Raw genomic sequence first — 26,575 nt, 5'->3', positions numbered from 1 at the left:
AGGGTGCCGGGCCGACCGCCGCGGGAGCGGCATGAACGAAACGATATGCGGGAGGTTCCAGAATCATATGGCGGTTTCTGCTGCAGAAGTGAAAGAACTGCGCGAGAAGACGGGCGCAGGCATGCTGGATTGCAAGAAGGCGCTTGAGGAAGCGAACGGCGACATGACGCGCGCGATGGAAATCCTGCGCGAAAAGGGGCTCGCGGCGGCCGCGAAGAAGGCGGGCAGAATCACGACGGAAGGTCTTGTCGAATCGTACATCCACGGCGGCGGACGGATCGGCGTGCTCGTCGAGGTGAACTGCGAGACGGACTTCGTCGCGAAGACGGATCAGTTCCGCGAATTCGTCCGCGACATCGCGATGCACATCGCGGCCTCGAATCCGAAGTACATCCGCCGCGAGGACGTGCCGCAGGAAGTGCTCGACAAGGAGCGCGAAATCCTGCGCGCCCAGGCGCTCAACGAAGGCAAGCCGGAGAAGGTCGTCGACAAGATCGTCGAAGGCCGCATCGCCAAGTACTTTGAAGAGAACTGCCTGCTGGAGCAGCAGTTCGTCAAGGATCCCGACAAGACGATCCAGGAGCTTCTGAACGAGAAGATCAGCACGATCGGCGAAAATATCACGATCCGCCGCTTCGCCCGCTTCGAACTCGGCGAAGGCCTCGAGAAGAAGCAGGACAACTTCGTCGAAGAAGTCATGGCCCAGGTGAAGAAGTAATCCACATCCGGTGACGGCGGGGCGGACGGACCGCTCCGCCGTCGCTCTGTTCACAACACAGACAGCCCCAGCCAGAGAGCAAGATGGAGGTAATCCGATTGGAGCGACCGAGATACTCACGGATCGTGCTGAAGGTCAGCGGTGAATCGCTCGCCGGACAAACGGGATACGGCATCGATGCCGAAATGGTCTCGTCGATCGCGGAACAGGTCAAGGAAGTCGTCGAGATGAAGGTTCAGGTCGCGATCGTCGTCGGCGGCGGCAACATCTGGCGCGGCATCGCGGGTTCGGCGAAGGGGATTGACCGCGCGACCGCGGATTATATGGGCATGCTGGCGACCGTGATGAATTCGCTTGCCCTTCAGGATGCGCTCGAGAAGATCGGCGTTCCGACGCGCGTGCAGACTTCGATCGCGATGCAGCAAATCGCGGAGCCGTACATCCGGCGCCGGGCGATCCGCCATCTGGAGAAGGGGCGCGTCGTCATTTTCGCGGCCGGTACGGGCAATCCGTTCTTCTCCACCGACACGACGGCCGCGCTGCGCGCGGCGGAGATCGAGGCGGAAGTCATCCTGATGGCCAAGAACAAGGTCGACGGCGTATATTCGGCCGATCCGTTGAAGGACGCGAACGCCCGCAAATACGATGAGCTTACGTACCTCGACGTTCTGAACCAGAATCTGGGCGTCATGGATTCGACGGCTTCGTCGCTCTGCATGGACAACAACATTCCGCTTATCGTTTTCTCGATCACGGAGAAAGGGAACATCAAGCGGGTTGTCATGGGCGAGAAAATCGGAACGATCGTCAAAGGGAGTGGGAAGTGATGCCGCAATCGATCAAAAAGAACGCCGAGGAGCGGATGGACAAGGCGATCGCCGCGCTGCGCCGGGATCTCGCGACGCTTCGCGCGGGCCGGGCCACACCGGCGATGCTGGACCGCATTACGGTGGACTATTACGGGGTTCCCACCCCGATCAACCAGCTCGCCACGATCAACACGCCCGACGTGCGGACGCTGGTCATCCAGCCGTGGGACAAATCGGTGCTGGGCGAGATCGAGAAGGCGATCCTGAAGTCGGAACTGGGCCTGACTCCCGCCAACGACGGCTCGGTCATCCGGCTCAGCATTCCGCCGCTTACGGAAGAGCGGCGGAACGATCTCGTGAAGCAGACGAGAAAGTTCGGCGAGGAAGCGAAGGTGGCGATCCGCAACATCCGCCGGGACGCCAACGACGAGATCAAGAAGCTGGAGAAGGGCGAGCTTTCGGAGGACGAATCGCGCCGCCACCAGGACGACATCCAGAAGCTGACGGACCGGTTCATCGCCGAAGTGGATCGCATCATCGCCGCCAAAGAGAAAGAAATCCTGGAAGTGTGATGCGGCTTCAGGCAGCCCCTCCGACCGGCGGGGCTGCAACAGTTTGGGCGGCCTTGCGGCGGGCCGCAGTCAGCGGACGGGGAGGATGCGCATGTTCGAGCGAATTCGCGGACGGACGGAGACGCGCGTAACGGGGCCGGAAGCGCTGTCGCCGGACAATCTGCCGCAGCATGTGGCGATCATCATGGACGGCAACGGAAGATGGGCCAGGGAGCGCGGGCTGCCGCGCGCCGCGGGGCACCGTTCCGGCATGCAGGCGGTCAAGCGGGCGGTGCGCGCGGCGAACCGGCTCGGCATCCGCTATCTGACGCTGTATGCGTTCTCCACCGAGAACTGGAAGCGTCCGAAGGCGGAGGTCGACTTTCTGATGCGGCTTCCGCAGGAATTTCTCGCGATCGAGCTGGATGAGCTGATCGCGAACAACGTCCAGGTCCGGATGATCGGCCAGCGCGAAGGCCTTCCGGCGCACACGCTCGAAGCGATCGACGAGGCGATCCGGCGAACGGCCGGCAACTGCGGGCTGGTGCTCAACTTCGCGCTCAATTACGGAAGCCGGAAAGAACTGCTGGAGGCGGCCCGAGCGCTGGCCCGCGACGCCGTGGAAGGCCGCATCGACCCCGACGCGATTACCGAAGCCGACATCGAAGCGCGGTTGCAGACGAGCGGGATGCCGGAGCCGGACCTGCTCATCCGGACGAGCGGCGAACTGAGAATCAGCAACTTCATGATGTGGCAGCTCGCCTACAGCGAGCTGTGGTTCACCGACGTCTACTGGCCGGAATTCACGGAGGCCCATTTCTACGAGGCGGTCGGCGAATACCAGCGCCGCACGCGGCGCTACGGCGGACTGAAGGACGGGGGCGAATAGCGGGCATGAGACAACGGATCGCGACCGGCCTGGCGGCCGGTCTGCTGTTCGCCGCGGCGGCCGTGCTCGGCGGTTGGGTTTACAACGCGCTGCTCATGCTCATGGCCGTCATCGGATTTTACGAATATGTCCAGCTCAACGGCATGAAGCTCGGCCATCCGCTCGTGCCGGTCGGCTACGCCGGTCTGGCCGCAATCGTTTTTCCGTGGGAACAGACCGGGCTTTCCGATTTCCCGGTTCACGAGGCCGTCTGGCCGCTCGCGGCGGCGCTCCTCGCGGTCACCGTGCTGACGCGGAACAAGGCGACGCTCGACGGCGCATCGCTGCTGCTGATGGGCGTCGTCTATATCGGAGCCGGATTTTCCGCGATGATCGACGTGCGGGATGCGGAACCGAACGGCCTGTTCTGGACGGCCCTCGCGTTCGGCTGCATCTGGGCTTCGGACACCGGCGCGTATTTCACGGGGCGCTGGTTCGGCCGGACGAAGCTGTGGCCGGCCATCAGCCCGAACAAGACCGTCGAAGGCGCGGTCGGCGGCGTGCTGGCGGCCCTCGCCGTCGCGGTGGTCTTCGCGCTGGCCGCGCCGGATTGGCTGTCCGTCGGCCGCGCCGTCGCGATCGGGCTGGCCGCGTCGGTCGCGGGCCAGATGGGCGACCTGATCCAATCGGCATACAAGAGGCTGCGCGGCGTGAAGGATACCGGAAAGCTGCTGCCCGGACACGGCGGCGTGCTGGACCGATGCGACAGCTGGCTGATCGTCTTCCCGCTGCTCGTGCTGACCGGTCTCATTCCTCCGTCATGAATCCCGCCCGCGCAAACCTGGACAACCGACAACGGAGGACGGCATGAAGACGATTTCGATACTTGGATCGACCGGATCGATCGGCACCCAGACCCTTGACGTCATTCGCCACGACCGCGGGCGCTATCGCGTGGCGGCCCTGGCGGCGGGATCGAACGTCGACCTGCTCGTCCGGCAGGCGCTCGAATTCCGTCCCGCCGTCGTCTGCCTCGCGACGAAGGAGGCGGCGGAGCGGGCCAGATCGATGCTTCCCGACGACATTCGCGTGCTCCACGGCGAAGAGGGGCTGATCGAAGCGGCGGCGGGAGCCGGCGCCGAGCTGGTGGTGACGGCGCTGGTCGGCAGCCGCGGCATCCGTTCGACGATCGCCGCGATCGAAGCCGGCGCGGCCATCGGCCTGGCCAACAAGGAGACGCTCGTGGCGGCGGGACATCTCGTGACGAGGCTCGCCCGGGAGCGCGGCGTGCCGATCCTGCCGGTGGACAGCGAGCATTCCGCGATCTTCCAGTGCCTGAACGGCGAGCGGCGCGCCGACGTGATGAAGCTGACGCTCACCGCGTCCGGCGGCGCGTTCCGCGACCGGACGCGCGACCAGCTCAAGGACGTGACGGTTGCGGAGGCGCTCGCCCATCCGAACTGGAAGATGGGGGCGAAGATCACGGTCGATTCGGCGACGATGGCGAACAAGGGGCTCGAGGTCATCGAAGCCCGCTGGCTGTATGACATGGATTACGACCGCATCGACGTGCTGCTGCACCCGGAGAGCATCGTCCATTCCCTGGTCGAATTTGCGGACCGCAGCGTGATCGCGCAGCTCAGCATGCCGGACATGCGCATCCCGATCCAGTACGCGCTCACCTGGCCGGAGCGGCGGCCTTCGCCCGCGCCGCCCCTCGATCTGGCGGCGATCGGGAGGCTCCATTTCCGGCCGATGGATTACGAGCGCTACCCGTGCCTCCGGATGGCCTACGAGGCGGGGCGCGCCGGCGGTTCCGCGCCGCTCGTCTTCAACGCCGCGAACGAAGCGGCGGTCGAGCGGTTCCTGCGCGGCGACATCTCGTTCCTTCAGATCGAGGATACGATCGCGGCGATGCTCGAACGGTTCCCGCCGGAGCCGGTGGACACCTACGAGGCGATCGCGGAGCTGGACGAACGCGTGCGGCGCGAGGCGATGGCAATCCGCTGGCCGTGATCCGGATCGGTTGCGGCCGAGCCGCTGCGGGCGGCGGGCCGCGCGCCCGGCCGCTTTTGCACGCGGCCGTCATCGCGGCGGAGCGTCGAGCGCTTAACCCCCGGCGACAGCCGGACGCGCATTCGTTCCGGCCGGCCGCGACCGTCGCCATGGAGGCGTTGCCGCTTCGCCGCAAGGGCCGCGGTCCGACCGTCAGGTTCTCTTGTTTCGTACGGCGGAATAATGTTAATCTATGTACAGGCCGTTACGAACGGAGGCTCTCCGCATGCAGATGATTCAGATCGTGTTCATGAGCGCCCTCGTCTTCTTCGTGATCATCACGATCCACGAATGGGGACACTTTTTTTTCGCCAAACGGGCGGGCATACTCGTGAGGGAGTTCGCGATCGGCTTCGGACCGAAGCTTTTGTCATACAAGCGGGGTGAAACCCGCTACACGCTGCGCCTGATTCCGGTGGGCGGCTTCGTCCGGATGGCGGGCGAAGATCCGGAGGTCATCGAGGCCAAGCCCGGCCAGACGATCGCGGTGGGGCTGAAGGACGGCGTCGTCGATCGCATCTACCTCGACCGGCTCGGCGAGCGGACGAACGTCGTGCGCGGCGAAGTCGTGACGATCGACCTCGAGCGCGCGCTGGAGATCGTCCTGGAGGTGGACGGCGCGCGGGAGACCTTCAAGGTTCATCCGAAGGCGCACATCATCGCGCGGGGTCAGGAGACGCAGATCGCGCCGATCGACCGGCAGTTCGGCGGCAAGACGGTCGGCCAGCGGGCGATGGCGATCTTCGCGGGACCGCTGATGAACATCCTGCTCGCGTTCGTGCTGTTCATGGCGTACGTGCAGATGGTCGGTCTGCCCGATACGAACGCGGACCGGCTCATTGTAAGCCGCGTGATCGGCGACGACGTTCCCGCGGCGAAGGCGGGCCTCAAGCCCGGCGACGCGATCATCCGGATCAACGGCGAGACGATCGGCACCGACTCCGACAAGATGCTCAGGATGATCGGCGAATCCGTCGGCAAGCCGATGACCTGGGAGATCGAGCGCGACGGCCGGTTGATGACGATCGAGGTCACGCCCGAATACGACGAGGAGAGCAAGACCGGCAAGGTCGGCATCATGCCCGCTTACCCGTCACGGCGGGCGACGGCGCTCGAGACGGTGGAGTTCGGGCTGAACGCGATGAAGAACATGACGCTCAGCATCCTGACCGGGTTCCGGATGCTCGTGACCGATTTCGAACCGGACAACGTGGCCGGCATCCTCCGAACCGCGCAGGTCACGGGCCAGATCGCGGCGCGGGGCATCGAGCAGCTCACGAGCTGGACGGCGATCCTGAGCCTGTACCTCGGCATTTTCAACCTGCTTCCGATTCCGGCGCTGGACGGCAGCCGCCTCCTGTTTCTCGGACTCGAGGCGCTGCGCGGCCGTCCGATCGATCCGAACCGGGAAAGCATGGTCCATTTCATCGGCTTTGCGATGCTCATGCTGATCATGCTGGCTGTCACTTACAATGACATTTTGTACCTGATCCGCGACGGCGACGGATCAGGCTGATGGCAGGAGGCGCTTATGTCGAAGGAAAAAGGATTCGTAACCGAAATCACTCCGCAGAGCGAGGATTTCTCGCGCTGGTACATCGACGTGATCCGGAAATCCGAGCTGATGGATTACGCGCCGGTCAGGGGCTGCATCGTCTTCCGGCCGGACGGCTACGAGCTGTGGGAGAACATACAGCGCGAACTGGACCGCCGGTTCAAGGAGACCGGCCACCGGAACGCGTATTTTCCCGTTTTCATCCCGGAAAGCTTCTTCCTCAAGGAGAAGGAGCACGTCGAGGGCTTCAATCCCGAGCTGCCCTGGGTGACGGAGGCGGGCGGCGAGAAGCTGGAGGAGCGGCTCGCGATCCGGCCGACGTCGGAGACGATGTTCGGGTACATGTACGCGCGCTGGATCAAGTCGTACCGCGACCTGCCGGTGCTCATCAACCAGTGGGCGAACGTCGTCCGGTGGGAGAAAAGAACGCTGCCTTTCCTCCGCACGAGCGAGTTTCTGTGGCAGGAAGGGCATACGGCGCACGAGAACGAAGAGGACGCGCGCGCCGAGACGATGCGCATGCTCGAGATATACCGCGACTTCATCGAGAACTACCTGGCGATTCCGGTCATCGCCGGCCAGAAGACGCCGTCGGAGAAATTCGCCGGCGCCGTCGACACCTATTCGGTCGAGGCGATGACGAAGGACGGCCGCGCGGTGCAGGCCGGCACGTCCCACTATCTCGGCACGAAGTTCGCGGAGGCGTTCGGCATCCAGTATCTGGACCGGAACAACAAGCTGCAGTACGTCCACACGACCTCCTGGGGCGTGTCGACGCGGCTCATCGGGAGCATCATCATGGTGCACGGGGATGACCGCGGACTGGTGCTGCCGCCGAAGGTCGCGCCGACCCAGGTCATCATCGTGCCGGTCGGTCCGCCGAAGACGCGCGGAGAGGTGCTCCCGAGGGTGCACGAGATTTACGCGCGGCTTAAAGATGCGGGCGTGCGCGTGCGCGTTGACGACCGCGACGACGTCACGCCGGGCTGGAAGTTCAACGAGTACGAAATGCGCGGCGTGCCGCTGCGCATCGAACTCGGGCCGCGGGATCTCGAGAACGGCGTCGCCGTGCTCGCGCCGCGCGTCGGGGGCGAGAAGCGGCAGGTGCCGCTGGACCGGATCGCCGAGGAAGTGCCCGTCCTGCTGGAGGAAATCCACCGGGCGATGTTCGAGCTCGCGAAGCAGTTCCGCGAAGAACATTCCGCTTCGCTGGACACGCTGGACGAGCTGAAGGCGTTCATGGAAGAGAAGCGCGGATTCGTCGAGGCCGGCTGGTGCGGTTCCGGCGAGTGCGAACGGAAGGTGAAGGACGAGACCGGCGCGACGAGCCGGAACATCCCGTTCGAACCGAAGACGCGCAAGACGAAATGCCTCGTGTGCGGCGAAGCGGCAGCGCATACGGTCGTGTTTGCCCGCGCCTATTGATGCCCGCGCTGCCCGGACCGGGCGGCGGGCCATTCGGCCGCCGGAGCCGACCCGGGCTTCGGCCGCCGGTGAAGGGCGCAACGGATGCAACCCGCGGGTGCGGCCTAGCGCCGCCGGACCCGCAGGCGGGAGAGGATCGAACGGAATGAACCGTGCCGATGTCAAGCGCGAACGTTACGAGCTGCTAATCGAGAAAATCGGCCTGGCAAGCGGGGAAGCCGCGGCGGATTTCGCCGACGGCCTGCTTGACCGTGTGGAAGTGTCCGCCGCGAACAGACGGTGGACCTTCTTCATTCGGAGAACGTCCGTGCTGCCGGCCAGGGCGTACAGCCGACTGGTCGCCCGCGCCCGCGAGACGTTCGCCCCGATCGCCGATGTCGAGTTCGTGATCGAATACGGGCCGGAGACGGATACGGACGAAGTGATCCGCGCGCATTGGGACAATTTCGTCGAATGGGCGGCGAGCGAGATGGTGTCCGTCAACGGCTGGCTCGGCAAGGCGGGCATCGAAGTCGAGGACGGGAAGCTGACGGTCATCCTGCTCGACGGGATGGGGCTTACGCTCGCGCGGAAGAAGCGGATCGACGAGGCGGCCGCGAGATTCTTCGAGCGCCGTTTCGGCCGCCCGTGCCGCGTAAAGCTCATGGCCGGCGACGCGGGGCGGGAGGAGTACGAGCGCTTTCTGCAGGAGCGCGAGCAGGCCGACCGCGAGATCGCGCAGGCGATCATGGAAAGCGCCGTGACGGCCGCGCCGCCGGAGCAGCCGGTGGCGGAGAAGCTCGTGTTCGGCTATGAAATCCGCGACGAACCGGTTCCGATCTCGAACATCACGGAGGAAGAGAAGCGGATCACGATCCAGGGCACCGTCTTCGGCCTCGAGTCGAAGGAGCTGCGCAACGGCAGCACGCTGTTCACGTTCAACCTGACGGATTACACCGACTCGATCACGCTGAAGGTGTTCGCGAAGACGAAGGACGATCTGGCCGTGCTCAAGCTCCTGAAGGACGGCATGTGGGTCCGCGCCCGCGGCCGCGTCGAATACGACCGGTTCATGGCCGAACCGGAGCTCGTCATGATTCCGAACGACCTCAACGAAGTGCCGCCGCCGCCCGAGCGGACGGACACGGCGGAACAGAAGCGGGTCGAGTTCCACCTGCACACGACGATGAGCACGATGGACGCCGTCACGCCGGTCGAGGCGTACATCAAGACGGCCGCGCAATGGGGCCATCCGGCCATCGCGATTTCGGACCACGCGAACGTGCACTGCTTCCCGGAGGCGGCCAAGGCGGCGAAGAAATACAACATGAAGGTGATCTACGGCGTCGAGGCGAACGTCGTGGACGACACGGTGCAAATCGTCCTGAACCCGCGGGAAGAGCCCCTGGCGTCGGCGGAATACGTCGTGTTCGACATCGAGACGACCGGTCTTTCGATCCTGAACAGCAAGATCATCGAGCTTGCCGGCGTCAAGATGCGGGATGGAAAAGTCGTCGACAAATTCGAGACGTTCGTCAACCCGCACGAGCCGATTCCGTTCAACATCCAGCAGCTTACGAACATCACGGACGACATGGTGAAGGACGCGCCCGATCTCGAGCCCGTCCTCCGGCAATTCGTCGCGTTCGTCGGCGACGCGGTGCTCGTGGCCCACAACGCGCGCTTCGACATCGGGTTCATCCAGGCGAACCTGAAGAAGCTCGGCATGCCGGAGCTCGGCAACCCGGTGCTCGACACGCTCGAGATGGCGCGGCTCCTCCATCCGGGGCTTAAGAACCACCGGCTGAACACGCTGGCCGAGAAATACCGCGTCAGCCTCGAGAACCACCACCGCGCGGTGGACGACGCGGCGGCGCTCGGCGGCATCCTGTACGGCCTGATCGCCGACGCGAAGCAGCGGGGCATCACCGGGCTTCATCAGCTGAACGAGCACGCCGGGAAGGATCTGTCCAACGCCCGCCCGTTCCATTGCGGCGTCTACGCGCTCAATGCGAAGGGCAAAAAGAACCTGTTCAAGCTGATCTCCCTGTCGCACACGCAATATTTCAACAAGGTCGCCTGCATGCCGAAATCGAAGCTGAACGAGATGCGCGACGGCCTCCTCATCCTCTCCGGCTGCGAGAAGGGCGAGTTTTTCGAGGCGGTGCTGAACAAGACGGTGGAGGAAGCGGAGCAGGTCGCGCAGTTTTACGATGCGCTGGAGATTCAGCCGGTCGAATTCTACATGCATCTCGTGGACAAGGGGCTCGTGCAGAGCCGCGCCGAGATCGAGCAGGCGATCCGGCGCATCTGCGAGATCGGGGAGCGGCTGGGCAAGCCGGTCATCGCGACGGGCAACGTGCACTATCTCCACCCGCGCGACAAGATTTTCCGCGAGATCACGATTCACGGCATCACGGGCTACAGCCCGCTCAAGGAGCAGCGCAAGCCGGAGGCCCATTTCCGCACGACGGACGAGATGCTCCGGGAATTCGCGTTTCTTGGCGAGGAGAAGGCGTACGAGGTCGTCGTGAAGAACACGGTCGAGCTCGCGGAGCGGTTCGAGACGTACGAGATGTTCCCGGACAAGCTGTTCACGCCGGTCATCGAGGGCGCGGACGAGGAAATCCGGAAGCGGTGCTACGCCCGCGCGAAGGAGATGTACGGCGATCCGCTGCCCGAGGTCGTCGAGCAGCGGCTGGAGAAGGAACTGACGCCGATCATCAAATACGGCTTCTCGGCGAACTACCTGATCTCGGCCGCCCTCGTGAAAAAGTCGAACGAGGACGGATACCTGGTCGGCTCCCGCGGCTCGGTCGGCTCGTCGGTCGTCGCGACGTTCCTCGGCATCTCCGAGGTCAACCCGCTGCCGGCGCACTATCTGTGCCGGAACAAGGATTGCCGGCACAGCGAATGGTTCCTCGACGGCAGCGTGCCGAGCGGCTTCGACCTGCCGGACAAGCCCTGCCCCAAATGCGGCCATGTGATGAAGGGCGACGGGCAGGACATTCCGTTCGAGACGTTCCTCGGCTTCAAGGGCGACAAGGTGCCGGACATCGACCTGAACTTCTCCGGCGAATACCAGCCGCATGCCCACAACTTCACGAAGGTCATGTTCGGGGAAAAGAACGTCTTCCGCGCCGGCACGATCAGCACGGTGGCGGAGAAGACGGCCTACGGTTTCGTCAAGAAATACGCGGAAGACCACGGGAAGAAATGGCGCAGCGCCGAGATGAACCGGCTGGCGGCGGGCTGCACCGGCGTCAAGCGCTCGACCGGCCAGCATCCCGGCGGCATCATCGTCGTGCCGGACTACATCGAGGTGGAGGACGTGACGCCGGTGCAGTATCCGGCGGATGACACGACCTCGGAATGGATGACGACCCATTTCGACTACCACGCCTTCGAGGCGAATCTGCTCAAGCTCGACATCCTCGGCCACGACGATCCGACGATGATGCGGACGCTGCAGGATCTCACCGGTGTTGATCCGACGACGATCCCGATGAACGACCCGAAGGTGATGAGCCTGTTCAGCTCGACGGAGGCGCTGGGCGTCACGCCGGAGCAGATCCGGACGCCGGTCGCCACCTACGGCGTGCCCGAGATGGGCACGAAGTTCGTCCGGCAGATGCTGGAGGAGGCGAAGCCGCAGACGTTCGCCGACCTGCTGCAGATCTCCGGCCTGTCGCACGGCACCGGCGTCTGGCTGGGGAACGCGCAGGAGCTCATCCGAAACGGCACGTGCACGATCAAGACGGTCATCGGCTGCCGCGACGACATCATGCTGTACCTGATCTACAAGGCGGGCATGGACGCGGGGCTCGCGTTCAAGATCACCGAGAGCGTGCGGAAGGGCAAGGGGCTCACGCCGGAATGGATCGAGGAGATGCGCCGCTGCGGCGTGCCCGAATGGTACATCGAGTCCTGTCTCAAGATCGAGTACATGTTCCCGAAGGCGCACGCCGCCGCCTACGTCATCTCGGCGGTCCGGACCGCCTACTTCAAGCTGTATTATCCGATCGAATTCTATGCCGCTTATTTCACGGTCCGGGCCGAGGACTTCGACCTCGAGCTCCTGTGCCAGGGCTACGACGCGATCCTGCGCCGGCTGATCGAGATCGAGGAGAAGGGCGTGAACGCGACGACGAAGGAGAAGAACAGCGTCACGATGCTCGAAATGGCGCTCGAGATGACGGCCCGCGGGTTCGTGTTCAAGCCGATCGACCTGTACCGCTCGGACGCGGTCAAGTTCAAAATCGACGGCAATGCGCTCATCCCGCCGTTCGCGGCGATCAGCGGCATCGGCGAGAGCGCGGCCCGCAGCATCGCCGCCGCGCGCGACGAGGGTCCGTTCCTGTCGATCGAGGATTTCCAGACCCGCACGCGCGTATCGAAGACGGTCGTCGAACAGCTCGCCGCGATGGGCTGCTTCCGCGGTCTGCCGGAGACGAACCAGCTGTCGCTGTTCTGAGGCGAATCTTGGGCGGACAGTTGCCAGGCCTCAGTCGACTGTGCTATAATTTTTCCGGTAATGTTGCAACTGAAGGTTCGCCGACGACGAAGAGTGGGGAAACCCACTCTTTGCGTTTTGTCTGCGGCTATCGAAGCATATCGGGAGGAATCGAGAGGTGGCGGCAAATCGTGCCCAGATCGAATCCATCGTCGAAGAGCTGGTGAAGCCGTACCTGGAGGAGAACGGCTTCGAGCTCTACGGCGTCGAGTATGTGAAGGAAGGCGGAAGCCGGTTCCTGCGCGTGTATGCGGACCGGGAAGGCGGCGGCATCGATATCGAGGACTGCGGCCGGATCAGCGAATGGCTCAGCGCCCGGCTCGACGAGGTCGATCCGATTCCCGAGGCCTATTTTCTCGAGGTGTCGTCGCCCGGAGCCGAGCGGCCGCTCAAAAAACCGGAGGACATGGCGAAGGCGGTGGGCCGTCACGTGTTCGTGAAGACGTATGAGCCGATCGACGGCCTCAAGGAGTTCGAAGGCCGGCTCGTCTCGTTCGAGGACGGAACGGCCGTCGTCGAGGTCGGCAAGAAGCGCCACGCGCTCCCTTGGGCGAAGATCGCCAGCGCGCGGCTGGCCATCGTGTTCGAGTGACGCATCGCGCATTCAACCGGAGAGGAGGCATCCCGTTTCCATGAATACCGAGTTCATCGAGGCGCTCGCCGAGATCGAGCGGGAGAAGGGCATCTCGAAGGATGTGCTGCTCGAGGCGATCGAAGCGGCGCTCATCTCGAGCTACAAGCGCAACTTCAACACGGCGCAGAACGTGCGCGTCGACATCAACCGGGACACCGGCGTCATCAAGGTGTACGCGCGCAAGACCGTCGTGGAGGAAGTGATGGATCCGCGGCTCGAGATCTCGCTGGAGGCTGCGCGGGAGATCAACCCGCACTACCAGCTCGACGACATCGCGGAGATCGAGGTGACGCCGCGGGATTTCGGCCGCATCGCGGCCCAGACGGCAAAGCAGGTCGTGACCCAGCGCATCCGCGAAGCCGAGCGGGGCCTCATCTATGATGCTTTCATCGACAAGGAAGAGGACATCGTCAACGGCATCGTGCAGCGCATGGACGCGCGCAATCTGTACGTCGACCTCGGCAAGGCGGAGGCGGTGCTGCCGCTTTCCGAGCTGATGCCGAACGACAAGTTCAAGCAGGGCGACCGGGTCAAATCGTACATCGTGAAGGTGGAGAACACGACGAAGGGCCCGCAGATCATCCTGTCGCGCACGCATCCCGGTCTGCTCAAGCGGCTGTTCGAGCTCGAGGTGCCGGAAATCTATGACGGCATCGTCGAGATCCGCTCCGTCGCGCGGGAAGCGGGCTTCCGTTCGAAGATCGCGGTCCATTCGCGCAATCCGGAGGTCGATCCGGTCGGCGCCTGCGTCGGGCCGAAGGGCATGCGCGTCCAGACGATCGTCAACGAGCTGAGGGGCGAGAAGATCGACATCGTCCGCTGGTCGGAGAATGTGGAGGAATTCGTCGCCAACGCGCTCAGCCCGTCCAAGGTGCTCGACGTGATCATCCATGAGCAGGAACGGGTGGCCCGGGTCATCGTGCCGGACCACCAGCTCTCGCTCGCGATCGGCATCAAGGGACAGAACGCGCGGCTGGCCGCAAAGCTGACCGGCTGGAAAATCGACATCAAGAGCGAGTCGCAGGCCGAGGCGGAACCCGACCGCCCGAAACCGCAGGGCGAGGCGTTGCAAGAGGATTCCGCCTCCGTTGACGGATGACGGGCCGACTTTTTTAGGCCCGCAAGGGGGGAGTCGACGATGAAGCAGCGCAAGATACCGCTCCGCAAATGCGTCGCCTGCCAGGAGATGAAGCCGAAGCGGACGCTGATCCGCATCGTGCGCTCGCCGGAAGGCGAGGTGTCGATCGACCTGACGGGCAAGAAATCGGGGCGCGGCGCCTATCTGTGCGGCCAGGCTTCCTGCTTCAAACTGGCGAAGAAGAGCAAGGCGTTCGATCGGGCGCTGGGCGTCCCCGTCGACCCGGCCATCTACGACCGGCTCGAGCAGGAATTCATCAAGGTGGAGGAGGAATTCCGGGCGGCAAGCGCCCGTGAAGAAGATGCGTGATCCGGCCCGCGCCTTGTCGGCGCTCGGTCTGGCCGCACGGGCGGGCCGGCTGGCTTCGGGCGACGAGGCGGTGCTTCGCGCGATCCGCAGCGGAAAGGCGAAGCTCGTCATCGTGGCGGCCGACGCGTCGGACAAGGCGAAGAAGAAATACGGCGACAAATGCTTGAGTTACGGTGTCAAGCGGGTCGAGGCGTTCGACCGCCGGACGCTGGGCGCCGCCATCGGCAAGGCGGAACGGGTCGTCGCGGCCGTGCTGGACGCGGGGCTTGCGGCGCTCGTCGCGGCCCGGCTCGGCGAACTTTCGGAGGTGGACAATATTGAGCAAACAGGAAAACAAGCAGGAAAACAAGGAGAAGCTTCGCATTTATGAATACGCCAAGCAGCAGAACATGAGCAGCAAGGAGATCCTGACCATCCTGAGACGCCTCGGCGTGCAGGTCAACAATCACATGAGCGTGATGGAAGACCATATGGTGGAGATGGTCGAAGGATTCTTCCGCAGCATCAAGGAGAACGCGGCGGCGAAGCGGGCGCAGGAACTGCAGGCCGCGCAGCAGCAGCGGCAGGCGGCGAAGGCGCAGGAAGCCGCGCGGCAGCAGGCGGCGCAGGTAGCGGGCCGGACGGCGCCGGCGGGCGCGGCGCAGCAGCAGGCCGGCGCGGCGCGCGCGCAGTCCGGCCAGGCCGGCCGCGCTCAGCAGCAGGCCCAGGGCGGCAAACAGCAGCCGGCCCAGGGCGGACAGGCGAACCGGCAGCAGCAGGCCGGACAGGGAGAGCGGCGCGGCGATCGTCCGCAAGGCGGACAGGGAGGACAAGGCGGCCGGCAGCATGGCGGCGCCCGCGCGCAGCAGGGCGCCCAGGGCGGCCGGCAGCAGCCCCGTGGTCAGGGTGAACGGCGCGGCGACCGTCCGCAAGGCGGCAAAGGCCCCGGCGGTTTCCGCGGCGGCGCGGGCGGCGGCTTCCGCGGCGCGGCGCTCGCTCCGGCCGCTCCGCCCCAGCCCGACCGGAAGAAGGGCGGCGGCAAGGACAAGGACAGGGATCGCCGCAACAAGAACGAAGACAGCAGGAAATACGAGGAGCGCACGGTCAAGCTCGCTCCCGGCAAGAGCGCAAAGAAGAACCAGGAACGCCGCGAGAAGGTCGACAATACGCCGAAGAAGATCATCGTCCGCGGCGAGATGACTGTCGGCGAGCTCGCGAAGCTGCTGCACAAGGACGTCTCCGACGTCATCAAGAAGCTGATGTTCCTCGGCGTGCTCGCGACGATCAACCAGGTGCTCGATCTCGACGCGATCCAGCTCGTCGCGAGCGAATACGGCGTCGAAGTCGAGATCAAGCTGCCGGTGGACGAGGACGCATTCGAGAAGATCGAGGAGCAGGACGATCCGGCGGATCTGAAACCGCGTCCGCCCGTCGTCACGATCATGGGCCACGTCGACCACGGGAAGACGACGCTGCTTGACGCGATCCGCCACACGAACGTGACGAGCGGCGAAGCGGGCGGCATCACGCAGCACATCGGCGCCTATCAGGTGGAAGTGAACGGCAAGAAGATCACCTTCCTCGACACGCCGGGCCACGAGGCGTTCACGACGATGCGCGCGCGCGGCGCCCAGGTGACCGACATCACCGTGCTCGTCGTCGCGGCGGACGACGGCGTCATGCCGCAGACGGTCGAGGCGATCAACCATGCGAAGGCGGCGAACGTGCCGATCATCGTCGCGGTGAACAAGATCGACAAGCCGGAGGCGAATCCGGACCGGGTCATGCAGGAGCTGACCGAGTACGGCCTGGTGCCGGAGGCGTGGGGCGGCGACACGATCTACGTCAACATCTCGGCGAAGCAGCGGATCAACCTCGATGAACTGCTCGAGATGATCCTGCTCGTCGCGGAAGTGAACGACTACAAGGCCAATCCGGACAAACGGGCGCGCGGCACCGTCATCGAGGCGGAGCTCGACAAGGGCAAGGGGCCGGTGGCGACGGTGCTCGTCCAGCACGGCACGCTCCGCGTCGGCGACGCCCTGGTGGCGGGCAACTGCTTCGGCCGCGTCCGGGCGATGGTGAACGACCGCGGCCGCCGGCTCAAGGAAGCGGGACCGTCGACGCCGGTCGAGATCACGGGCCTGAACGCGGTGCCGCAGGCCGGCGATCCGTTCATGGTGTTCGAGGACGAGCGCAAGGCGCGCGCGATCGCCGAACGCCGCGCCGCCAAGGCGCGCGAATCCGAGCGCAATGCGACCGCCCGCGTGACGCTGGATGATCTGTACAAGCAGATCAAGGAAGGCGAGATCAAAGAGCTGCACGTCATCATCAAGGCGGACGTGCAGGGATCCGTCGAAGCGCTCAAGGGCGCGCTGCTCAAGATCGACGTCGAGGGAGTGCGCGTGAAGATCATTCACGCCGCCGTCGGCGCGATCACCGAGTCGGACGTCGCGCTCGCTTCCGCGTCGAACGCGATCATCATCGGCTTCAACGTGCGGCCGGAGCCGCAGGCGAAGGCGACTGCCGAGCAGGAGCGCGTCGACATCCGGCTGCACAACATCATCTACAACGTGACGGACGAGATCGAGCAGGCGATGAAGGGCATGCTCGACCCGGTCGTCCGCGAGGTCGTCATCGGCCATGCGGAAGTGCGGAACGTGTTCCGGGTCAGCAAGGTCGGGACGATCGCCGGCTGCATGGTGACGTCGGGCAAGGTCACGCGCTCGGCCGAAGCGCGGCTCATCCGCGACGGCATCGTCGTGCACCAGGGCAAGATCACGTCGCTCAAGCGGTTCAAGGATGACGTGCGGGAAGTGACGCAAGGCTACGAGTGCGGCCTCATCATCGACGGCGCGATCGACGTCCGGGAAGGCGACATGATCGAAGCGTTCGTGATGGAAACCGTTGAGAGGTGAGCATAGATGGCCAGAGTCCGCGTCAGCCGCGTCGCGGAACGCATCAAGCAGGAAATGGGCGAGATTCTGCAGCGGGAGCTGAAGGATCCGCGCATCGGCTTCGTAACCGTCACCGGCGTCGATGTGACGAACGACCTGTCGCAGGCGACGATCTATCTGAGCGTGCTCGGAAACGAAGAACAAAAGGAAGCGACGCTCGCGGCGCTCGGGAAGGCCAAGGGTTTCATCCGCACCGAGATCGGACGGCGAATCCAGCTTCGTCACGTGCCGGAGATCGCCTTCAAGTTCGATTCGAGCATCGAGTACGGCAGCCGCATCGAGCGGCTGCTGGCCGAACTCAACCGGGAGCGGGAGTCGTAGGATGGCGGCGGCAGGCGATCCGTACGTCGCCCGGCTCGACGAAGCGCTCCGCTTCCTGCGCGAACATGACGATTTCCTGATCGTCTCGCACGTGCAGCCGGACGGCGACGCGATCAGCTCGACGATCGCCGTCCGCTGGCTGCTCGACCGGCTCGGCAAGCGTTCGCTCATGATCAATGAAGGGCGGGTTCCGCCCCGCCTCGCATTTCTGCCGTACGCCGGGGAAATCGTCAACTACGGCGGACGGAAGCCGGAGCGCCGGTTCCGCGCCGTCGTCGCCGTCGACTGCGCCGATTTTTCCCGGATCGGCCTCGTAAGCGAGTTGTTCGACGAGCCGTGCGCGCTGCTCAACATCGACCATCATCCGACGAACGACGCCTTCGGCACCGTGAACCTGCTGCGCCACGACGCGGCGGCGACGGCCGAGATTCTGTTCGATCTGATCGAACATGCGGGCCTCGCCATCGACGCGGAAGCGGCGACCGTGATTTACACCGGCCTGCTCACGGACACGGGGGGGTTCCGCTATTCAAACACGAGCCCGCACGTAATGGCCGCCGCTTCGAAGCTGCTGGCCGCGGGCGCGGACGCCCACCGGCTCGCGGACCGGCTGCTCGAGCGGATGACGGTTTCGCAGCTCAGGATTCTCCAGCGGGGGCTGGCCCGCCTCGAGTTCACGGAGGACGGGCGGGTCGGCTGGCTTTACATCGAGCCGAAGGACCTCGAGGAGACCGGGGCGTCCGGAGAGGACCTGGAGGGGCTCGTCAACTACGCCCGCAACATCGACGGCGTGGAGGTCGGCCTGCTGTTCAAGGGGATGGAGGACGGCACCGTGAAGGTGAGCTTCCGCTCCGCCGGCAAGGCGGACGTCGCCGCGATCGCGCAGCGGTTCGGCGGCGGAGGTCATATCCGGGCGGCCGGATGCCGGCTCGCGATGCCGCTGGACGAGGCGATGCGGCTCGTCGTCGATACGGTGCGCCGGGCGTTGGATAGCATGCCTTAGGACGGAAAGGCGTTGGCATCATCGATGGAAGATCGGAAGGAACTGGAAGGCGTTCTCGCCGTATGGAAACCGGCCGGCTGGACGTCGCACGACGTCGTGGCGAAGGTGAGGGCTTTGACGCGCATGCGGCGCATCGGGCACGCCGGCACCCTGGACCCCGGGGTGACCGGCGTCCTGCCGCTGTGTCTCGGCCGCGCGACGCGGGCGGTCGAATACCTGCAGGAGCTGCCCAAGGCGTATGACGCGGTCGTGCGGCTCGGCGTGGCGACCGATACCGAGGATTTGACCGGCACGGTGACGGAGACGGCGGACGCTTCGCATGTCACCGGGGAGATGGTGCGGGAAGCGCTCGCGCGCTTCACCGGCGAGATCGAACAGGTGCCCCCGATGTATTCGGCCGTGAAGATCGGCGGCCGCAGGCTGTACGAACTGGCCCGCGAGGGCAAGACCGTCGAGCGGACGGCCCGCCGGGTGACGATCCATTCCCTCGAGCTCCGATTCGCCGAGCTCGGCGGTCCCGAGCCGCGCATCGGCTTCTCCGTCGTCTGTTCGAAGGGCACCTATATCCGCACGCTGTGCGTCGACATCGGCCGCGCGCTCGGCGTGCCGGCCGCGATGGAATCGCTCGTGCGGACGATGTCCGCGGGACTCCGCGAGTCCGATTGCCTGACGCTGGAGCGCATTGCGGAGCTTGCGGCGTCCGGAGGTTTGGCCGAAGCGCTGCTGCCGGTCGACCGGGCGCTCGGGCAGTATCCGCGCGTCGATGTCGGCGCGGCGGCGGCCGCCCGGGCCGTGCAGGGGCAGCGGATCCGGATGCCGCAGGCGGCGACCGGCGGCCTCGTCCGCCTGTACGGCGAGGGACGGTTCGTCGGCCTGTTCGAGGCGGATGTCGGGGAGGGCGTGCTGAAGCCGGTGAAGGTGTTCGCTTCCGCGGACGAATTCGGGCGCGGGACGGCCCGCCAACGCACGGACGATCCCAAGGCGCGCGGCTGATCCGCACGCGGGCGAACGGCCCGCAAATGCGCGACGGATCCGCACCCTGCGGAGGACCGCCGCCGCGCGAAGGATCCGCGAACCGTGCGGCGGAACCGCCGCCGCGCGGGAGACGATCCGCAATACCCGCAATAGACCCAGACAGGAAATGCAGGTGCTGAGCTTTGATCACGATCACGTTGCGATACCCGCCCGACGGGGCCGAAGCGCCGGAGGACCGTCTGCCGAAGACGATGGCGATCGGAACCTTCGACGGCGTTCATCCGGGGCACCAGGCCGTCATCCGCAAGGCGGTGGAACTGGCGCGGGCTTCGGGCCGGCAGGCCGCCGTCATGACCTTCGATCCGCATCCGCGCACGCTGCTCGGAGGAGAAGCGACATACGCCGAGTCGCTGACGCCGCTTCCGGAGAAGATCCGGCTGCTCGAATCCCTTGGCGTTGACATCGTCTACGTGGCCGTATTCGACCGGATGTTCGCGGCCATGACTCCCGAAGCATTCGTGCGCGAGCTGCTGATCGGCCGGCTCCACGTGACCGACGCGGCCGTCGGCTTCGATTTTACGTTCGGCCGCGGCGGCGCAGGCAACCCCGCGTCTCTCGCGGAGCTCGGCGGTGCGGAGCTCGCCGTCCACACCGTCGAGCCGGTGTCGGCGGCCGGCGCGAAGGTGAGCAGCTCGCGCATCCGCGAAGCGGTCAAGCTGGGTGACGTGGCGCTCGCCGCCGCGCTGCTCAGGCGCCCCTACCGGATCTCCGGAACGGTCGCGCGCGGCGAGGCGCGCGGCCGCACGCTCGGCTTCCCGACGGCCAACATCGAACCCGACGGCCGGTACGTGATCCCACGGCACGGCGTCTACGCGGTGTACGTGCGCCGCGGCGATCGGATCCATCCGGCCGTCATGAATGTCGGCGTCGTGCCGACCTTCCGCCCGGACGGCGGGACGCCGAGGCTGGAGGCGCATCTGCTCGATTTTTCCGGCGATCTGTACGGCGAGCGGCTCGCGGTCGACTTCGTCGCGTTCATCCGGCCGGAGTTGAAGTTCGGCGGCGCGGACGCGCTGGTCGCGCAGATCCGGGAAGATGCGGAGCAGGCGCGTCGGCTGCTGGCGGCCGTCCGCGGATAGCCCGGCAGTTTACTTCGATCCGCGCATATGCTATACTTGTTAAGGTTGCGGACGATGTTCCGCATCGGATGAACCGCAGCTTGGCCGCGCGACCTCACCATCGGCGGCGAGGCTGTCGGCGATTGAACTGAGGGAGGTGAACGGGGATGGCCATTACGCAGCAACGGAAGCAGGAAGTGATCGAAGCGTTCCGAACGCATCCCACCGATACCGGTTCTCCTGAAGTCCAGATCGCGATCCTGACCGAGAGCATCGCGAATCTGACCGAGCACCTTCGGGTGCACAAGAAGGACCATCATTCCCGCCGCGGGCTGCTGAAGATGGTCGGACAGCGCAGGAAGCTGCTCGCGTACCTCAAGAAGAAGGACATCAACCGGTACAGCGCGCTGATCGAGAAGCTCGGCTTGCGCCATTGACGCAGGTGGATGGAAAGCAACCGGCTGCCGAACCGTCCTTTCCGGACGGAGGTCGGCGACTGGTTGCTTTTTGCCATTGGACAGGCACACACGAAGGAGGAGTCAGATGGTACATCGTGTCGAGATGCAGCTTGCCGGTCGTCCGCTCGTGCTGGAGACCGGGAGGCTGGCGAAGCAGGCGAACGGCGCCGTGCTGGTCCGCTACGGCGACACGGTCGTCCTGTGTACGGCCACCGCTTCGAAGGAGCCGAAGGATCTCGATTTCTTTCCGCTTACGGTGAACTTCGAAGAGCGGCTCTATTCCGTCGGCAAAATCCCGGGGGGATTCATCAAGCGCGAGGGCCGTCCGAGCGAGAAGGCGATTCTGGCGAGCCGGCTCGTCGACCGTCCGATCCGGCCGCTGTTCCCGGAGGGCTTCCGGAACGAGGTGCAGATCGTCGCCCTCGTGCTGAGCGTCGACCAGGACTGTTCGCCGGAAATTTCGGCGATGATCGGCACGTCTGCGGCGCTCTCCGTCTCCGACATTCCGTTCAACGGACCGATCGGCGGCGTCATCGTCGGCCGCGTCGACGGCAAGTTCGTGATCAATCCGACGGTGGAGCAGGAGCAGCGGTCCGATATCCACGTCGTCGTTGCCGGCACGCGTGACGCGATCATGATGGTCGAGGCGGAAGCCGACCAGGTGCCGGAGGAGGTCATCCTCGAGGCGATCATGTTCGGCCACGAGGAGATCAAGAAGATCATCGACGTCATCGATGAGCTGGTGCTCGCCGCGGGCAAGCCGAAGATGGAAGTCGAGCTGCACAAGGTCGATGAAGAAGTCGACCGGGCCGTCCGCGAATACGCGGCCGCGCGGCTGATCGAGGCGATCCGCATTCCCGAGAAGCAGGCCAGACAGGACGCGATCGACGCGATCAACGAGGAGACGATCGCCTTTTTCGAGCAGCTCTATGTCGAGACGCCGGAGAAAATCGCCGACGTGAAGGAAGTGCTTCACGACATCGTCAAGGCGGAAGTGCGCCGGCTCATCACCCACGAGAAGATCCGTCCGGACGGCCGGGCCCTGAACGAAATCCGGCCGATCGAATGCGAAGTCGGGCTTTTGCCGCGCACCCACGGCTCCGGGCTGTTCACGCGCGGACAGACGCAGGCGCTCAGCATCTGCACGCTCGGCGCGCTCGGCGACGAGCAGATTCTGGACGGCATCGACCTCGAGGAATCGAAGCGGTTCATGCACCACTACAACTTCCCGCCGTTCAGCGTCGGGGAAGCGAGACCGATCCGGGCTCCGGGGCGGCGCGAGATCGGGCACGGCGCGCTCGGCGAACGGGCATTGGCGAAGGTCATTCCTTCGGAAGACGAGTTCCCCTACACGATCCGGCTCGTGTCCGAAGTGCTGGAGTCGAACGGCTCGACGTCCCAGGCGTCGATCTGCGCGAGCACGCTGGCCCTGATGGATGCGGGCGTGCCGATCAAGGCGCCCGTGGCCGGCATCGCGATGGGGCTCATCAAGGACGGCGACCAGTTCTCGATTCTGTCCGACATCCAGGGCATGGAAGACCATCTCGGCGACATGGACTTCAAGGTGGCCGGCACGGCGAAGGGCGTCACCGCGATCCAGATGGACATCAAGATCCACGGCATCGGCCGCGAGATTCTCGCCCAGGCGCTGGAGCAGGCGCGCGAAGGCCGGCTGTACATCCTCGGCAAGATGCTCGAGGTGATCAAGGAGCCGCGCAAGCAGCTCTCGCCCTACGCGCCGAAGATCCTCATCATGCACATCAATCCGGAGAAGATCCGCGACGTCATCGGCGCCGGCGGCAAAATCATCAACAAGATCATCGACGACACCGGCGTCAAGATCGACATCGAGCAGGACGGGCGGGTGTTCATCTATTCGGCGGACGAATCGGCGAACGAGAAGGCCCGCCAGATCATCGAGGGGATCGTCAAGGACGTCGTCGTCGGCGAAGTCTATGTCGGCACGGTCAAGCGGATCGAGAAATTCGGCGCCTTCGTCGAGATACTGCCGAACAAGGAAGGGCTTGTACACATTTCGCAGCTCTCGACCGAGCGGGTTGCGAGGACGGAGGACGTCGTGAAGATCGGCGACAAGATCACGGTCAAGGTCACCGAGATCGACCCGCAGGGCCGGATCAATCTGTCCCGCAAGGCGCTGCTTGTTCCGCAGGGACCGAAACGCCGTTGAGTTCGTTCGCCAGGTTCGTTGTTCAAGTTCAAAGCCCCGAAGAAAGAGCCAGATTTCCGTCTGTCTCTTTTTTTATTGCGGCCGCCCGCCAGGGGCCGCCGCCCGGTCCGGCGTTATATTCTTGTCCTTCCATACATACATATGGTGGCAAATCGTAAAAGGCGAAGGAGCGCGGCCATGGCATGGAAGAAGCTGGCGGCGGCCGGCCTGTGCGCGGCCGCCGTCTGGGGACTTGCGTCATCGGGACCGGTGGCGGTTTATCTTCTGGCGGTGAAGGAGCGGGACGGCGGCTTCGCGCAGGCGGCCGCTTCGCGGGTTTTCGTCGTCGGGCGCGACGACGCGCTGATGGAACGGATCCGGGCCGCCGCGCCGGATTACGCGGAGCCTCCCGTCGATGCGGTCGTCGACCGCGTCTGGCACGCGATCCCGGGATACAACGGCGTCGAACTGGACGTGGAGCGGACGTACGAGGCCATGCGCATGCTGCCCGAAGGAGCGCCGATCCGGCCCGTGCTGCGGGAGGTGGAGCCGAAGATCGGCCTCGATGATCTCGGTCCGCATCCGATCTACCGCGGCAATCCGAAGAAGCGGATGGCGGCGATCATGATCAACGTCGCCTGGGGGAACGAGCACATTCCGCCGATGCTCGAGACGCTGAAGGCGAAGCATGTGCAGGCGACTTTCTTCTTCGACGGTTCGTGGCTCGAGAAGAATGAAGAGCTCGCCCGCATGATCGCGGAGGGCGGCCACGAGCTGTCGAACCACGCCTATTCCCATCCGGACATGGCCAGGCTCGGCCGGGACGCGCAATACCGGGAGATCGCGCGGACGGAGGCGCTGCTCCGGGAGAAGCTCGGGGTGACGGACAACCGGTGGTTCGCTCCGCCTTCCGGATCGTACAATACGACGACGGTCCGGACGGCCGCGCAGCTCGGGCTGAAGACCGTGCTCTGGACGGTCGATACGCTGGATTGGCGAAATCCGCCGCCGGAGCGCATCGTCGCGAAGATTAGGCGCGACGCCGGTCCCGGCTCGCTGATCCTCATGCATCCCACCGAATCGGCGAAGGCCGCGCTGGCGGATCTGATCGACGCGTTGAGAGACAAGGGGATCGAGCCCGGCACGGTGTCGCGGACGCTGTCGAGCTCCCGGTATCCTCCGGTTGAGCCCGCCCCTTGATTTTGGTATAGTTGAATCATTGACTTCATCGGGAGGATGCGCGGTGATTCGTTATACGCTGCAGAATGGTCTGCGCATTGTGGTCGAGCCGATCCCGACCGCCCGCTCCGTCTCGTTCGGCATCTGGGTGAGGACGGGCTCGCGCGACGAAACGCCGGAAGTGAACGGCATTTCCCATCTCATCGAACATATGCTCTTCAAGGGCACGGCGAAGCGCAGCGCGAAGGACATCGCGGTCCTGTTCGACAGCATCGGCGGGAACGTGAACGCGTTCACGTCGAAGGAATATACCTGCTACTACGCGAAGGTGCTCGACAAGCATCTTCCGATCGCCGTGGAAGCGCTGGCGGACATGTTCTTCGAATCGCGGTTCGACGCAGGGGAGCTGGCGAAGGAAAAGAACGTCATCCTCGAGGAGATCGCGATGTACGAGGACACGCCGGATGACAAGGTGCACGACGAGGCGTCCCGGGCCGCGTTCGGCGACCATCCGCTCGCCTGGTCGATTCTCGGGCTGGAGGACCGGCTGCGCGCGCTCAGGCCGGACGATCTGCGGAATTACATGGCCCGTCAGTACCGGACGGACAACACGGTCATCGCGGTCGCCGGCCACGTGGACGAGCAGGCGCTGCCCGGGTTGATCGAGCGCTATTTCGGCCGCTTCGAACGGAGCGGCGGCGGACCCAAGCCCGAGCCGCCGGTGTTCCGCGGCGGCTACGTCTATCACCACAAACAGACCGAGCAGCATCACATCTGTCTGTCGTTCCCCGGATGCCCGATCGGCGATCCGAAGCTGTACGCGATGGTGCTGCTCAACAACGCGCTCGGCGGCGGGATGAGCTCCCGCCTGTTCCAGGAAATCCGCGAGAAGCGCGGGCTGGCCTATTCCGTCTATTCCTACCATACCTCCTACGCCGACAGCGGCATTTTCACGATCTATGCGGGCACGGCTCCGAAGCAGACGAAGGAAGTGCTGGACGTGACGCTCGAACTGCTCGCCGAGCTGGCCGACAAGGGGCTTACCGAAGCGGAGCTCGTGCGCGGCAAGGAACAGCTCAAGGGCAGCCTCATCCTGAGCCTCGAAAGCACGAGCAGCCGGATGAACCGGATCGGCAAGAACGAACTGATGCTCGGCCGCCACGACACGCTCGACGAGATGCTCGAGCGGATCGACGCGGTCACGCTGGACGACGTCCGCAAGATGATCGACCGGATGTTCTCCGCGCCGTTCGCGCTTGCGGCCGTCGGTCCGGATGATGCGGCGGTGTCCGCCGTCAGGAGGGATGGTCTTGTACGAAGTGCGCATTAAGCGGCTGCCCGGCGGTGAGGACCTGCCGCTGCCGCAGCGGATGAGCGAATGGGCGGCGGGATTCGACATCCATGCCGCCGTCACGGAGCCGGTGACGATTCAGCCCGGCGAGCGTCGCCTCATTCCGACAGGCTTCGCGATCGCGATGCCGCGCGAGCTGGAGGCGCAGATCCGGCCGCGCAGCGGACTGGCGCTGAAGCACGGCATCACCTGCCTCAACACGCCGGGCACGATCGACGCCGACTACCGCGGCGAAGTGAAGGTGCTGCTCATCAATCTCGGCAGCGAGCCGTTCACGATTCGGCGCGGCGACCGGATCGCCCAGATGGTGTTCCACGAGGTGCCGCCCGTCCGGCTCGTCGAGACGGACGAACTCGACGATACCGGCCGCGGTGCGGGCGGTTTCGGGCATACCGGGACCGGCTCGTGAAGCTTCCGCCGGACCGGAGAAGGGCGAGGGATCGGAGAAGGCCGTTCCGACGGCAAACGCCGTTCGGGGCGGCCTTTTGGCGTTCTTGCGAACCTATCACCCGC

Annotated in this window: 23 protein-coding genes; all 23 read left to right on the top strand. The window is 65.0% G+C overall.

Going from position 1 to position 26,575, the window contains the following annotated elements; translation table 11 throughout:
* Positions 1 to 67 precede the first annotated feature (67 nt).
* The 23 genes from tsf to dut all read left to right on the top strand — a co-directional run bounded on the left by tsf (position 68) and on the right by dut (position 26,471).
* Complete coding sequence (gene tsf, locus A9Z00_RS03915) at positions 68 to 718, top strand: translation elongation factor Ts (RefSeq protein ID WP_296974579.1); 651 nt, start codon at positions 68 to 70, stop codon at positions 716 to 718.
* 98 nt (positions 719 to 816) lie between these two features.
* Positions 817 to 1,545 (top strand): UMP kinase, encoded by a 729-nt coding sequence (pyrH, locus tag A9Z00_RS03910; RefSeq protein WP_296974578.1) that lies wholly within the window; start codon positions 817 to 819, stop codon positions 1,543 to 1,545.
* The gene (gene frr / locus A9Z00_RS03905; RefSeq protein WP_296974575.1) at positions 1,545 to 2,099 is read left to right on the top strand and encodes a ribosome recycling factor; all 555 of its coding nucleotides are present in this window, start codon (positions 1,545 to 1,547) and stop codon (positions 2,097 to 2,099) included. The genes pyrH and frr overlap by 1 nt, the downstream gene beginning before the upstream one ends.
* 91 nt (positions 2,100 to 2,190) lie before the next feature.
* A complete protein-coding gene (locus tag A9Z00_RS03900) occupies positions 2,191 to 2,967 on the top strand; it encodes an undecaprenyl pyrophosphate synthase (protein ID WP_296974572.1) in 777 nt (258 codons plus the stop codon).
* 5 nt (positions 2,968 to 2,972) lie between these two features.
* A complete protein-coding gene (locus A9Z00_RS03895; RefSeq protein ID WP_296974569.1) occupies positions 2,973 to 3,770 on the top strand; it encodes a phosphatidate cytidylyltransferase in 798 nt (265 codons plus the stop codon).
* A gap of 43 nt (positions 3,771 to 3,813) precedes the next feature.
* On the top strand, positions 3,814 to 4,962 hold the full coding sequence (locus A9Z00_RS03890; RefSeq protein WP_296974567.1) for a 1-deoxy-D-xylulose-5-phosphate reductoisomerase: 1,149 nt from the start codon (positions 3,814 to 3,816) through the stop codon (positions 4,960 to 4,962).
* Between the two features lie 265 nt (positions 4,963 to 5,227).
* Positions 5,228 to 6,517 carry an RIP metalloprotease RseP gene (rseP, locus tag A9Z00_RS03885; RefSeq protein WP_296974566.1) on the top strand — a complete coding sequence of 430 codons (1,290 nt, stop codon included), beginning with the start codon at positions 5,228 to 5,230 and terminating at the stop codon, positions 6,515 to 6,517.
* Positions 6,518 to 6,532: 15 nt separating this feature from the next.
* A complete protein-coding gene (gene proS, locus A9Z00_RS03880; protein WP_296974563.1) occupies positions 6,533 to 7,981 on the top strand; it encodes a proline--tRNA ligase in 1,449 nt (482 codons plus the stop codon).
* Between the two features lie 145 nt (positions 7,982 to 8,126).
* Positions 8,127 to 12,434 (top strand): PolC-type DNA polymerase III, encoded by a 4,308-nt coding sequence (locus tag A9Z00_RS03875; protein WP_296974560.1) that lies wholly within the window; start codon positions 8,127 to 8,129, stop codon positions 12,432 to 12,434.
* Between the two features lie 157 nt (positions 12,435 to 12,591).
* The gene (gene rimP, locus A9Z00_RS03870) at positions 12,592 to 13,065 is read left to right on the top strand and encodes a ribosome maturation factor RimP (RefSeq protein ID WP_296974558.1); all 474 of its coding nucleotides are present in this window, start codon (positions 12,592 to 12,594) and stop codon (positions 13,063 to 13,065) included.
* A gap of 40 nt (positions 13,066 to 13,105) precedes the next feature.
* Positions 13,106 to 14,206 carry a transcription termination factor NusA gene (gene nusA, locus A9Z00_RS03865; protein ID WP_296974556.1) on the top strand — a complete coding sequence of 367 codons (1,101 nt, stop codon included), beginning with the start codon at positions 13,106 to 13,108 and terminating at the stop codon, positions 14,204 to 14,206.
* A gap of 39 nt (positions 14,207 to 14,245) precedes the next feature.
* Positions 14,246 to 14,554, top strand: coding sequence for an RNase P modulator RnpM (gene rnpM / locus A9Z00_RS03860; RefSeq protein ID WP_296974553.1), 309 nt, complete (start codon positions 14,246 to 14,248; stop codon positions 14,552 to 14,554).
* Positions 14,547 to 14,924: a L7Ae/L30e/S12e/Gadd45 family ribosomal protein gene (locus A9Z00_RS03855; protein WP_296974744.1), complete on the top strand. Its 378-nt coding sequence runs from the start codon at positions 14,547 to 14,549 to the stop codon at positions 14,922 to 14,924. The genes rnpM and A9Z00_RS03855 overlap by 8 nt, the downstream gene beginning before the upstream one ends.
* Positions 14,872 to 17,451 carry a translation initiation factor IF-2 gene (gene infB, locus A9Z00_RS03850; protein WP_296974551.1) on the top strand — a complete coding sequence of 860 codons (2,580 nt, stop codon included), beginning with the start codon at positions 14,872 to 14,874 and terminating at the stop codon, positions 17,449 to 17,451. Before A9Z00_RS03855 ends, infB begins: the two co-directional genes overlap by 53 nt.
* Positions 17,452 to 17,457: 6 nt before the next feature.
* Entirely contained in the window at positions 17,458 to 17,811 is a 354-nt protein-coding gene (gene rbfA / locus A9Z00_RS03845; RefSeq protein ID WP_296974548.1) for a 30S ribosome-binding factor RbfA, read from the top strand.
* 1 nt (position 17,812) lies between these two features.
* A complete protein-coding gene (locus tag A9Z00_RS03840; protein WP_296974546.1) occupies positions 17,813 to 18,814 on the top strand; it encodes a DHH family phosphoesterase in 1,002 nt (333 codons plus the stop codon).
* 24 nt (positions 18,815 to 18,838) lie between these two features.
* Positions 18,839 to 19,807, top strand: a complete 969-nt coding sequence (gene truB, locus A9Z00_RS03835; RefSeq protein ID WP_296974543.1) for a tRNA pseudouridine(55) synthase TruB — start codon at positions 18,839 to 18,841, stop codon at positions 19,805 to 19,807.
* A 164-nt stretch (positions 19,808 to 19,971) separates the two neighbouring features.
* Entirely contained in the window at positions 19,972 to 20,928 is a 957-nt protein-coding gene (locus A9Z00_RS03830) for a bifunctional riboflavin kinase/FAD synthetase (protein ID WP_296974541.1), read from the top strand.
* A 146-nt stretch (positions 20,929 to 21,074) separates the two neighbouring features.
* Positions 21,075 to 21,344, top strand: a complete 270-nt coding sequence (gene rpsO, locus A9Z00_RS03825; RefSeq protein ID WP_296974539.1) for a 30S ribosomal protein S15 — start codon at positions 21,075 to 21,077, stop codon at positions 21,342 to 21,344.
* 106 nt (positions 21,345 to 21,450) lie between these two features.
* Positions 21,451 to 23,553: a polyribonucleotide nucleotidyltransferase gene (pnp, locus tag A9Z00_RS03820; protein WP_296974537.1), complete on the top strand. Its 2,103-nt coding sequence runs from the start codon at positions 21,451 to 21,453 to the stop codon at positions 23,551 to 23,553.
* A 177-nt stretch (positions 23,554 to 23,730) separates the two neighbouring features.
* A complete protein-coding gene (locus A9Z00_RS03815) occupies positions 23,731 to 24,732 on the top strand; it encodes a polysaccharide deacetylase family protein (protein ID WP_296974535.1) in 1,002 nt (333 codons plus the stop codon).
* A gap of 43 nt (positions 24,733 to 24,775) precedes the next feature.
* On the top strand, positions 24,776 to 26,041 hold the full coding sequence (locus A9Z00_RS03810; RefSeq protein WP_296974532.1) for a M16 family metallopeptidase: 1,266 nt from the start codon (positions 24,776 to 24,778) through the stop codon (positions 26,039 to 26,041).
* Entirely contained in the window at positions 26,016 to 26,471 is a 456-nt protein-coding gene (dut, locus tag A9Z00_RS03805; RefSeq protein ID WP_483316259.1) for a dUTP diphosphatase, read from the top strand. Before A9Z00_RS03810 ends, dut begins: the two co-directional genes overlap by 26 nt.
* Positions 26,472 to 26,575 lie beyond the last annotated feature (104 nt).

Source organism: Thermobacillus sp. ZCTH02-B1, from assembly GCF_002159085.1.
Taxonomy (GTDB): Bacteria; Bacillota; Bacilli; order Paenibacillales; family Paenibacillaceae; genus Thermobacillus.
Note: the sequence above shows the minus strand (reverse complement) of the source record. Positions and strands in the feature narration are given on the sequence as shown.